General features: G+C 42.1%; 9 protein-coding genes. 1 reads left to right on the top strand and 8 read right to left on the bottom strand.

What is annotated here, in order from left to right; all coding sequences use genetic code 11:
- Nucleotides 1-601 precede the first annotated feature (601 nt).
- Nucleotides 602-1,885 (top strand): group II intron reverse transcriptase/maturase, encoded by a 1,284-nt coding sequence (ltrA, locus tag RIC19_RS18730; protein ID WP_350179887.1) that lies wholly within the window; start codon nucleotides 602-604, stop codon nucleotides 1,883-1,885.
- Between the two features lie 106 nt (nucleotides 1,886-1,991).
- Here the strand turns inward: ltrA and RIC19_RS18725 are convergent, their stop codons facing one another.
- The 8 genes from RIC19_RS18725 to RIC19_RS18690 form a co-directional block, all read right to left on the bottom strand.
- Nucleotides 1,992-3,440 (bottom strand): argonaute/piwi family protein, encoded by a 1,449-nt coding sequence (locus RIC19_RS18725; RefSeq protein ID WP_350179886.1) that lies wholly within the window; start codon nucleotides 3,438-3,440, stop codon nucleotides 1,992-1,994.
- Nucleotides 3,437-4,930, bottom strand: a complete 1,494-nt coding sequence (locus RIC19_RS18720; RefSeq protein WP_350179885.1) for an SMEK domain-containing protein — start codon at nucleotides 4,928-4,930, stop codon at nucleotides 3,437-3,439. The genes RIC19_RS18725 and RIC19_RS18720 overlap by 4 nt, the downstream gene beginning before the upstream one ends.
- A gap of 218 nt (nucleotides 4,931-5,148) precedes the next feature.
- Nucleotides 5,149-6,261: a YaaC family protein gene (locus RIC19_RS18715; protein WP_350179884.1), complete on the bottom strand. Its 1,113-nt coding sequence runs from the start codon at nucleotides 6,259-6,261 to the stop codon at nucleotides 5,149-5,151.
- A 305-nt stretch (nucleotides 6,262-6,566) separates the two neighbouring features.
- On the bottom strand, nucleotides 6,567-7,313 hold the full coding sequence (locus RIC19_RS18710) for a hypothetical protein (protein WP_350179883.1): 747 nt from the start codon (nucleotides 7,311-7,313) through the stop codon (nucleotides 6,567-6,569).
- 655 nt (nucleotides 7,314-7,968) lie between these two features.
- Nucleotides 7,969-8,667, bottom strand: coding sequence for a hypothetical protein (locus RIC19_RS18705; RefSeq protein ID WP_350179882.1), 699 nt, complete (start codon nucleotides 8,665-8,667; stop codon nucleotides 7,969-7,971).
- Nucleotides 8,668-8,684: 17 nt separating this feature from the next.
- Complete coding sequence (locus tag RIC19_RS18700; protein ID WP_350179881.1) at nucleotides 8,685-9,983, bottom strand: porin family protein; 1,299 nt, start codon at nucleotides 9,981-9,983, stop codon at nucleotides 8,685-8,687.
- Complete coding sequence (locus RIC19_RS18695) at nucleotides 9,970-10,536, bottom strand: RNA polymerase sigma factor (RefSeq protein WP_350179880.1); 567 nt, start codon at nucleotides 10,534-10,536, stop codon at nucleotides 9,970-9,972. The genes RIC19_RS18700 and RIC19_RS18695 overlap by 14 nt, the downstream gene beginning before the upstream one ends.
- A 232-nt stretch (nucleotides 10,537-10,768) precedes the next feature.
- The gene (locus RIC19_RS18690; RefSeq protein ID WP_350179879.1) at nucleotides 10,769-11,608 is read right to left on the bottom strand and encodes an alpha/beta fold hydrolase; all 840 of its coding nucleotides are present in this window, start codon (nucleotides 11,606-11,608) and stop codon (nucleotides 10,769-10,771) included.
- Between the last annotated feature and the right edge of the window lie 65 nt (nucleotides 11,609-11,673).

Raw genomic sequence — 11,673 nt, 5'->3', positions numbered from 1 at the left:
TGAAGAAACAATGCTAATTACAAGATGATGGAATTTTAAGGTGGCTTCGATTTAAGCCATGTCAAAATGCCCCATCGGTAGGGGTTGAATCAAGCAAACCTATCAAACCCTCATGGAGGTGCTTACTTTTCAAGAGTTGGTGCTGAGCGTCTGTGAGCGGTGTGCTGGTAAGAGCTGAACGAAAGTGAACCGCTTGATGAAGTGTCGAAACTAACCCAGCCTGATTTTATTTCAGCGCTGGAACGATCACGTCAAAAGGGAGGAGTGTCGTCTGCTCCCGATGAGTATAGACAGTTAAACTTGATAATCTGGACTGTGCGGCGTGCGGCATTAAGACGGCAGGAATTACCAGTGGGCTTGTAATTGGAACAGGAGAACCTGTCTGGTTCAGGAAAGTCATCCATCTAAATGAGCGTGGGCTGGACAAGCGAAACAGTCGTACCCATTCAGTTTTTTTTTAGCTGACCAAAGGCTCATGATGGCAGTTTTCAGACAGGGGCGGATCAGCCCGTAGTAGTGATGAAGTCCCCAGAAATTGGGAAAGAGCGAAGGAGCTGACAGGACTTTTAGTAACGAATTATTCACAACCATATTCGGGAAGATGAATCTATTTGAAGCAGAAGAATTAAGGGGCAAAACACAACCCATAAAACTGGAGGGTGTAGCACAAGCATACCGAAAAGTGAAGGCCAATCGAGGAGCGGCCGGAGTAGACAAGCAGACCTTATCTGACTTCGATACATCCAAGCCTTCCAACCTTTACAAGCTATGGAATCGCATGGCATCGGGCAGCTATTTTCCTCAAGCCGTACGGGGAGTGGAAATACCCAAGAAAGATGGAAGCTACCGCTTACTGGGCATTCCGACGGTATCGGATCGCACCGCACAGCAGGTAGTTAAGTCGGTTTTAGAACCGATAATGGAACAGGTTTTTGATGAAGGCAGCTATGGGTATCGTCCGGGCAAATCTGCCCATCAAGCGGTTGCCAAGTGTGAAGAACGCAGTCGACAATATCGTTGGGTTATAGACATGGACATCAAAGGCTTTTTCGACAACATCGACCACGACTTAATGATGGAAGTGCTGCGGCACTACACCTCAGAAAAGTGGATACTGATGTATGTGGAAAGATGGCTCAAATGTCCGATGGTCATGCCCGATGGTCGGCAAATAGAACGCACTAAAGGTACGCCACAAGGAGGGGTGATAAGCCCGTTGCTTGCCAATATGTTCCTTCATGTAGTCTTTGACGCATGGATGCGTAAACACTACGCAGATACGGAATACGGCAGCATCCGATGGGAACGATACGCCGACGACATCATTGTGCATTGTAACAATGAGAAACAAGCTCGCTATATCCTCAATCGGATTAAAGAGCGGATGAATGCCTGTGGCCTGGAGCTTCATTCCCGGAAAACCAAAATCGTGTATTGCAAACAGAATAATCGACGTGGTAAGTATAAACAAACCCAATTCGATTTTTTGAGCTTTGGCTTCCAACCCCGTAGAATCTACGAGGTGAAAGACGGCAAAGTCAATATGTGGTGGGGCTATTGTGCAGCAATCAGCACGAAAGCCGCCCGCCATATTCGCAATCAGATAATGAAGTACAAAATCCACCGAGCAACGGGATCTGATTTGGAGCAAATCGCTCAATCTCTCGCCCCCAAATTGCGCGGCTGGATCAGGTATTTCTCTCCATTCTATCCATCAGCTTTACGAGAGGTATTTTCGGCATTGAACACTCGTCTGGTGCGTTGGATCACCAACAAGTACAAGTCATTCCGAAGGCGTAAATATCAAGCTTGGCAGCAACTAAAGGAAATCGCTCGCGACTTCCCTAATCTGTTCGAGCATTGGAAATATGGCTATACCCCCTAAGCACTTCTAGTCTTGAAGAGCCGTGTGAGTCGAGAGGTTCAAGCACGGTTCTGTGAGAGGGTGGGGAACTGAGCAGTCAGTTCCCTGCTCTACTCGACTTCTTTTTTTACATATAAAAACTATATTTCAATTCCATTGGGTCTTCGGGTTCTAAATATTTTAATATATCCCCAACGTTTCTTGCACATTCGATAGTTATTGGGAATTTCCTATCAAATTGAGTATTGTTCCAATTCATTTTTGTCAAACCAATTATTTCCTCACAAATCAAATCGGGTGATTCATCATATTCGAATAAGCGAACTTCAATTGGACTTGGAATATACATCCCAGTATAGGTTTCATAATGTGGAACAGAACCACGAGTATATAATAAGTGCCTATCTTCCGCCAATCTCATTTGAGTTCCTCTTAATGGAGGATATTGTCCAGTCCTATACAATCTTATTGGACTCGGTTGAATTGTCACTAAATCGATTTGATAAATATTTGATTTTTTTGCTGCTTGTTTGAATCCATAAATTTCGTCAGGACTAAAGTTTGATGTTTTATGTAGAACCAACCTTTTGGGGAAGATTTTTACGGTATCATAATATTCCTTAAGAGATAAAGATAGTAATTGAAATGCTTGTTCTTCAGAAAGATGAGGTACTCTATCTCTCTTATTAGTTCTTACTTCTTCACCCCTAAGAATTACACCGTTTCCTAATTCATTAAATATTTGGGCTATGCTGGTTTGGATGCTTTTCCTATCTCTACTCTGAAAAAAGCTTACTCCAGCATAACAAGTTGTTTCTGAAAAATCTTTTCTTATTAATGCCCAAGGTGTACCTGATGCTTTGTAATAAATTGCCGTGAAAAAATTCCATGCAATGGTGGCAGGGTCTTGCATTGAAGAATTAGGTTTTGAAATTTTGTCCCTCATTAATTGGATAGGGATTTTATATCTCATTGCCTTGGCTTTCAAATACCTTCTAAAGTTCTGTTCAAGATAACTTGATTCTTCCTTATCCTCATACGGGTCTTTTTCTATATCTTCATCATCTACATTTTCTACATTATCATCCCCCTTAATTGATGTCAAAAAATTATCGCTTAAAACGCATAGAATTACATCAGGCTTTCTGTTGTTTGCTAAATACTTTATTTCCGTCAGATATAGTTCTGCTATCAACTTAATTCTTTCTGCAAGACTTTTGCAATTTTTTATTATGTCCAAAAAATCAGAGTTGTTAATATTTCGTATGTAGCTATCGTCATAAATAATCTCAGATTTAAAACCTAACTCTTTATTAAATCCGCAAAAATTCATAAAAAGGTTTGGATGAGGATTTTTACTTGTTTTGCCTTCAATATGACTTTGACAATCTTCTATCCATTCAAGTATTTGCTCAACACTATCAGATTTACCAATTATCCCAATCTTAATTTTATCGGGTCTGGTAGAAAGGTCAATGTCGTAAGGATTAAATGAGTATATCCCTTGCCGAGGGCAAATATGTTGGTCTTTACCAAATTGTAAAGAAGGTTCGTCTATAAATTTTGTTGAAATCAATCGAATAGTTTTTGTGATAATTCAGTATCTTCTGTTAAAATATCATCCTCACTCAATTCCTTTTCCTCTCTAACAGGTAGCCATTTTTCGTCATTTAATTTTGGCATGAATGAAAGAGGTTTAAACTCTTCAAGTTTTAAGATTTTACCTTTATGAGAAAATAAGTCTTCATACCGTAAATAATAGCTCCAAAATCTATAGAAGTAGTAGATGGATTTGTTACTTTCTAAACGCTTAATTCCTGATAAATAGGTTTCCTCAAATCTACTTTGCCTTTTCCCTCCTGGATTAGTAAAACTCCATGTAGAGTTAATCACTAAATACCAAGTTTTATTTAATAATTCAAAACTTGGCTTAAAGGCTAAATGCTTATAGCAAATAAGATGATTCTCTTTTTTGTTTATCATCTCAAATATTACTGTTTTCGTAGCCTTATTTTTGGCTACCCACATCACTTTTTTAGCTCCCCTGTTATTTGGGTCAATCTTAAACCTTAAAATTTTCTTTTTATGCACCCATTCAAGTCCTTTGTAAAAACAGTCTTGAATTAATGTATTTCTAAGAAGGTTTTTAAATATTCTCAAGTAATCTTCATTCTCCTCGTAATATTCATTGCTGTCGTATTCTTCGATTGTTCCTTTATCTATGACTCGACTGAATGGTTCATTATTATCATGAAGATTTCTAAATGTGTATAACCTTCCACTTCTAAGTACCCAATCTTTCAAATATATTTTTTGGTACATCAACTCATTATTGAGTAGTTTACCTTTATCTTTTATGCTTTTTAGCGAACTCCAACCTTTACTTTCCCTATAAATATTCATTCTATTTATAATCAATTCTTCATCCAAGTACAAATCTGCTGAATATAATTTTTGCGGAACTTTAATTTTCAAAAGATTACTGTATAGTTTTTCATTCTCACTTTCTAAATATCCTGACTTGAATTGCTTTTCCCTTGATTCTATCTGAATATCGGAAAACTCATGTTTGTAAATTCTTGCTAAATATTTTAACTTTTCAAGGGAAAGGTTGCTTAGCCTTTTCACTAAATCAGAATTATCAAGAATATGTTCTTTAGAATCAAATTGTAAATGTGGGCTTGCTACCTTATTAATCTTATCGGCAGGATACGTTTTTTGCTTGTCAGATATAAAGAATATGTAAACAACATCAAAGTATTCATACAGAGAATGTTTTACAAATTTATCCAAAGTATCAGTCACTTTCTGGGTTGTGGAGGTAGAAGATATTTGAATACCAACTCTATTCTTAAAATCTGCCAAATCAATTGAAGGAAAATTCTTTTGATTGCTGATGTTGAGATTCTCCAATTCTAAATCTAAAGTTTTATTTAAAACTGGAATCAAGAAATTTTCAGCATGAATGTTTATATCATAAAGCCCAATAGAATTATACTGTTTAACTTCTTCAGTAAATCTTGAAGAGTATTTGATAATTTCATTTATGAAGGCTTGTCGGTTCATTTTGTTTTTTTTCTTTTACTTGTAGGCAACGGCCCGGCTACGTGCTGTGCCGGACTCTAAATTTACCATTTTCGTCTCATTTCATAAATGCGAGCGCAGGCAACAAAAGGCGATGATGGCGCAGCCTGACTTTTGATGCCTGCGCGGGTTTCCCATCTCTATTTTCCTCTCGAAGATTTTTACCGGCATGGCATGTAGCCATTGTTGTGCAACGTTTTTTATTCAATTTTTGCCATGGGTATTGCACATATTTGATTTGTTATATGACTTACTAAAAGATAAAAGAACTGACTCGGACAAGAACTTACCGCTTCTTGTATTAAGGCTTGGTATTTACCTTTTAATATTTCTTCGTTCAGAGTAGGTCTATATCTTGCAACGGTCCCGATATAATAACCAAATGCTAGTGTCGCAGACAATCTATGCATTCGACTTGGTTCTAAATTTAAATAATTTCTGTATCCACTTCTAGTAATCATTTGATTTATTCTTAAAGGCGCAATATCATTACAAATCCTTTTATATGCTCGACGATGACTGATGTCGGAATTACAAGTATAATTAAATATCAATTTTGAACGAAAATACTTTTTGCCACTATCTGAATCACAATCTATTGGATATATTTTTTCTCTGGAAACACCTTTTAAGAGCTTGTCCGTTTTCATGATTTTATCAAACTTCTTTTCGTAAGCTATAGTATAATATATACGATTTCTGTTTTTGTTGGTTCTTATTGTTACATCTATAGGTAAATGCTTTCTTTTGGTTTTGGGAAATAGGTTTAATGCGTATCCAATTTCATGAACTTCTGGTAGCTCTCTTAGTATTTCATCAAATTTGATACTCAACCCATCTCCATTATTAATTTCGACTCCTATTGTTTTAGCGAATTCGTGGAATATTGAAATTCCATCACCTCCAATACTAATTAATTTAAGCTCAAGTTTTTTGTCGGATGGAAGTGAGAGACCGTGGTGCTCCATTTTAGTTTCCAAATCGTATCCTCGAACTAAAAGAAATGATTTTACTAGGTTGATAAAGGTGTAGTAAATCAATGTACCTTTTGAAGGCATTTTAGCTTGTTTCGATGAATTATGAAAACCTTCGGACAATTCAGCGAAATATTTTGCTTTTACTAGCAAGCCTTTTTGTTTCCTTCTATCACGTTTTATTCGACTTATTTTATTATCAAGCCAAGCCTGCAGGTAACTAAATGGATCAGAAGTTAAGATAAATGGTGCACCAGAGTCATTATTAAACGGGAAATATCTTACAGACTTAAAGTCTCTACGTACTTGTTCTCCTAATTCTTCTTCAATTTTTGTCATCTAACTGAGTTTATTTCGAAATGTTGCACAACGTCTCGCATAGCTGCCGTAGCCATTTTTTAATGGCTATGGACAGCTATGCTTTGTTCGCTTTTCGCCTTCTTTTTCTTTTTCATTTGCCGAAACCAAAGACTGATTTTTTAATTTTTTATCGTTTCTACGGAGAAAAATTCCTTTTTCTATTTCGCCTTAAAAACAGAGCAACTACCTGATTTTTAGCATCTCATTTTAGGTCGTAATTTTTATATTAAAATAAAAGTCCAATATTTAGATTTTGCATCAGGCTTCTGTACATAGTTTTACTTTTAGCAATTACAATTCACTTCTACACGATATTCTTCATTGAGAGATTTAACTAAATTAAAAGTCTTTAATCTCCTTCCTGAACCATATAATTTAAAGCTATCAATGTGTAAAAATCTTTCATTAACAACAGTAAAATCCTTCCTGTCATTTTCTATTCCATTTCCTATACAGAATCTTTTGAAATTAAATCCCCACTTTTCTTGGTCGGCGATTTTTCCATAAATATACATTTCATTGAAAAAAGTAAATTTATCAAAATTTGCATTTTCACCTCCCTTGATATGAAACCACCCTCTTGTAATCCATTTATTTTCTAAGTCTTTAAATCTAAACACCAAAAGTACCTTCCCATCACAATTGTTCTTAATTTGTAATTTTTTAAAATCTAAGTTTTGTTCTTTCATCAGATTGTTTTTTTCTTCCCATTTTTTAATTCTAAGGGCTTGTTCATCTAATTGATTTTCATACGTTAGCTTCCAAGAGTGGTAACTAAAAAATACAGCGATGACAAGACTTACTATTGAAAGAAGATGAGATAAATTTATTTTAATCGGCTTGTCATCAATTAAATGACTAATTTTCTCAAAAAACCAATCTATTCCAATCCCGCCAAAGTAGCCAATTATCGAACACAACAAGATAAAAATTATATAATTCGGAATGCTGTCTTCAAGATACTGCATCGATCCAAAAACAATTCCCAATACGAACAGTATGACTAATATGAATAGAATGAGTTCTTTCATTTCTTACTTGTTGCTACCAACTTCCTGATTTTGGACTTCTCCCAATTGGAGTCATTTTTTTGATTGTTTTTTATTTTTCTGGTGGAAGCGAACTAGGATATATACGAACATCCCCCCCATTTCATACACCTACCTACACACTCCCCCATCACAAGATAGCAGCTTGACAATCAATTACTTATAACCTATCATCCGTTTACAAACGGTTATAACCGTTTGTAAACGGGAAACAACTGCTCAGAGCGTAAAGGTCAGGCAACTCCCGGGCTTCAAAGCGTGAACCACGCCGCTTTATTTTGGTCTAGCCGATTGATGCACGGGCAAAATCGGGCTCAAACCACCACAATATAAAACACTGTCGTTTGAAAAGCAACCCAATTGAACCCCAACACGCTCTTAGAGCGTGTTGGGACTTTTGTCTTCTAGTCGAAAACTAACAATTTTTTGGTTAGACGAGGCACGAAAACCGGAGTTTAGCCTTAGCTAAATAAGGATTTTCGGGACGAAGTATAAGCGAAAAAGTGTAGTTTGCAGACCGATTACTAAAGTCCCAACACGCTCTTAATCCCATTCTTGAATGTATCACGTCTCGATCATAACAAAATTCGGCAGCGTTCGTACCCAATGCAAAATCCGTGCACGCTCTAAAACCGGGTCATAGCCCGGGCACAAAAATCCGGGCCTGACCAGTGAGCGTGCCGCCCTGCCCAAGCCCGAGCTGTTGCTCAAGGGGAGCGCTGAATGCAACGGATACCTGAAAGCCATCATCGCCAAACCCGGACTGTACGGCCGTAACCTCAAGGATTTCAAGGTGGCCGGAATTGCTTACGGCAGTAGTGGTGACCAACCCTCGGTCAGCGCGGTCAGCAGCAGAAGGGTGGTTTTTAAAGTAACCGATTTCGACCCCACCGGACTCCTGTCCCAACGGCAAGGTCTGCCCGGGTTGCAGGAGGTCATCGAGGACCATCGAATAGGAAGAAGTGGCATCCTGCATGGGCAGATAGAAGCAAAACCCGACCCCTTCGTAGCGCGCTGACCCATATAGTGCAGCAGCGTTATCCATAGTGAGGAGTGGCTGCAGGTTGGTGTCCAAACGGGTGCTGTCATTGAAAAAGACCGAGTAAATTTCCTGTACGCCACCGGCTTCAATGGCTAGAAATTCATTGCGCCCTTCCGGCGTTTGAGGGTCGAGATCAGCGTACAGCTGAATGTGCTCAATAGTCCCGGCTGTGTCGTTTAGGGTAAGGGTGGCGTCCAGGAAGTAAGCCATAGTAGCAAAACCGCCATCAGCAGGCCGCAGCTCACTAAGCTCGTCCTGCCCGCAGCTCAGTAGTACGGGGAGTACTCCAATCATGCTATATTTTAGGATCCTTACCAATACCATTTGAGTGCTAGTTGTAGGTTGCTGTTGGAATAAAATTCGTCGTTCTGGTAGTAGGTGTTTGGTGTCAAATCGCGCAACCCCTGTTGCAACCTCAGCTCTACAGACCAGTGTGGGGCCAATCGGTAGTCCAGCCCGGCGATCAGCCCTAAGTCCCATTGTTCAAAAGCCGGTTTAGCGCCCTCCGCAGCTGTGCCTGCCCGATTCTGGACAAGGTCTGCTGCCGTCGAATTCATGAGACTTTCGTCAAAGGCAAGGCCATTGGGAGGGCGGTCTGTGCTACGTACATAAGCGATATGAAAACCGCCTAGCAGGTGTAGCCTTTTACCGGTTTGGTACCGCGCAGTCAGTGGCGCTTCAAAGAAATGCAAGCGGGTCAACGGACGATGTAGTGGCGTAACACTTGCCAGTGCGGGCAGGTAGATGGTGTCGGTTTCCGGAGGCGTTATGCCCAGGCCACGGCCATGGTTTGCTGACCGCTGCTTGTATTGCAGCCCGGCTTCAATTACCCACTTTGGGCTTATACGGCGCTGAGCAAAACCACCCAGCAGTGCATTGGTTTGTAGCGTTTGATAATCCGCACCTGCTTTCAGCCCGAAATGCCAGCGCTGAAAAGTGGCGGGCCCGATATCCGGCATAGCCGCAGCTGCCGTTGGGGCAGACTGCTCTGGTCGTACTGCGGGCAATGGTGGAAGTTGGTCCAAAACGGCAAAGATCCGCTCCGGCGTTTTAGTGGCGCTATCCGGAAGGGGTAGGGGGGGCAGCTGCACGAGCGGCTTGTTTTGATCGGCTGTGGTATCGGTTGGCAGGGGCGCTACCGCTATAGCAGAATGGCGGTTTACTGAAGGGGGAAGGAATGTATTGCGGGGAGCCGTGGGTACAGGCGGGGGCGTAGTGGTTGGCTTCGTTGGAGCGGCAGTGGCAGTCGGCTTTGCGGAGGCCACCGGTTCAGGCGCTTGTGCAGTCGGCGCAGGGGCAGTACCGGGACCCCCTTGCAGTAAGGGGACCGGCAGTGCGGACAGTATCATCCGGCTATTGGGCCGCAGAGGTCCTGACCATTGCTGCTGTGCACCCAGCCAAATGCCTCCTCCGATCAGCAGGAGCGCACCGGTAAGCCAGAACCAACCTGCAAACCTCCGGCGCTTCTGACCAGGAACAACAGGTTGAGGCACCGGCTTATCTCCATCCAAAATAGCAGACATCTCCTTCCAGCCGGTAGCCGGGACCTCGTGCTCAAAGTCCTGCAGTTGTTTCCGTAGGTGCTGAAATCCGTCTTTACGCTCCTTCATACTCGCTCCATTTAATCATTTCACGAAGTTTTTTCTTTCCATCGGACAGGTGCCACTTGGAGGTACCCTCACTGATGCCCAGCATATCCGCGATTTCCCGGTGGTTGTAGCCATCCAGGGTATAAAGCGAAAAAACTGTGCGGGTGGCAGTGGGCAGCCGCTGCACCATTTCCAGTATCGCTTCGACTGCCAGGTTTTGCATCGCTTCGTTATCAATCGGTGCATCACCGGAGGCGTCAAAGTCCATCTTCTTGCGGTAGTTGGCTTGCCGCCTTACCCAGTCTATACAAGTGTACATCATCACCTTGGCGATCCAGGCTTTAAAAGAACCCCGCCCTTCAAATTGCCCGACTTTTTCAAAAACCTTGAAAAACCCGGCATTGAGCATACTCGTCGCTTCTTCCCGGCCATTGGCATAGCGCATGCAGATGCCCATCATGTAGCCGCCGTAGCGTTCGTACACGTACTTTTGGGCCAGACGATCCCCATTGAGGCACCCCTGCCGGAGCACCTCGTCGGAACTATCGGGTTTGCATACAACTGTTGTGGACATGCGGGGCAACAATTTTGGTCCTAAAGCGAAGTCCATTACTGCGATTTATCCTATAGTCGCAGTTTGCCCGGGCAAGGGTTGGGTGGAAAGGGCATTATTTTTTCCCGGGCTTTTCTTTCCGGGACAGGAAGTGCTTGAAAAAGCCAATAATGGCGTCGATTACTTTACGGAAAGCGGAAGAGTCACTCATGGCATGGAAATTTTAAAGCTTGTGTGTTTTACTGTTAGAGATTTAGCCTTCCAGCGCTGCTTGCAGGTTGAATTCTTCCGGGCGCTCGCCCAGCAGGAAATCTAATGCAGTACGGTTAAACGTTTCGTGTTGTTCGATATTACAAACGTGGCCGCATTGCTCAACGATGACGAGCTGTGCCCGTTGGTGGGTTTGTGCAAAGCGTTGTGCAGCCTTAAAAAATACATGGTCCTGATCACCCATCACTACCAGGCTCAGGTTGCGCAGCTCCCGGTTGAAAAAGCGGCTCAGGAGCCGGAAAAAGTCTTTGTACAGCCCTACCCACTTCAGGTATTCGTTGGGGGACAACTTCTGGGATTGCATGCGGAACATCCGCCGGGACCGCCGGTGGTTGCGGCGGGGCAGCACTACCCAGGAAAAAAGGTTGTAGATGGCCCGGTAGGGCAGGAAGTGGTTCAGGAACTTGGCGGAATGGACAAATAACTTGATCGTGAAGGTAGCTCTGAAGACCCCGCCCGCCATGATCATTTTGTTGACCAGGTCCGGGCGCAGTTCATCCAGCTTTTGCAAAACCACACTGCCCAGCGAGACGGATAAGAAGTGGGCCCGCTTAATCTCAAGGTGGTCTATCACTTTGAGCACATCGGCAGTGACGATATCAAAGTTGTACTCCTCATAGGCAGGTTCGATATTCTTCGATTTCCCATGATCACGAAGGTCAAGCAGCAGTAAATTGAAAAAAGGCTTGAAGGCATCGACCTGATACTTCCAGGTAACGATACTCCCTCCGGCACCGTGGATGAAGACAACCCATTCTGCCCTGGGGTCCAGCATGTGCGTTTCGTAATGTAGCAAGAGTTTGCCTTGTTGTTTACTTTTCATATTGGCCTTTACCGGGATGGTGAATCAAAAATTTCCACAATATAACAACAACAGGCCAACTCTTG

It is taken from the genome of Phaeodactylibacter sp., from assembly GCF_040219495.1.
In the GTDB taxonomy this organism is placed as follows: Bacteria; Bacteroidota; Bacteroidia; order Chitinophagales; family Saprospiraceae; genus Phaeodactylibacter.
The sequence above is the reverse complement of the archived record's forward strand: the minus strand, read 5'-3'. Positions and strand labels throughout refer to the sequence as shown.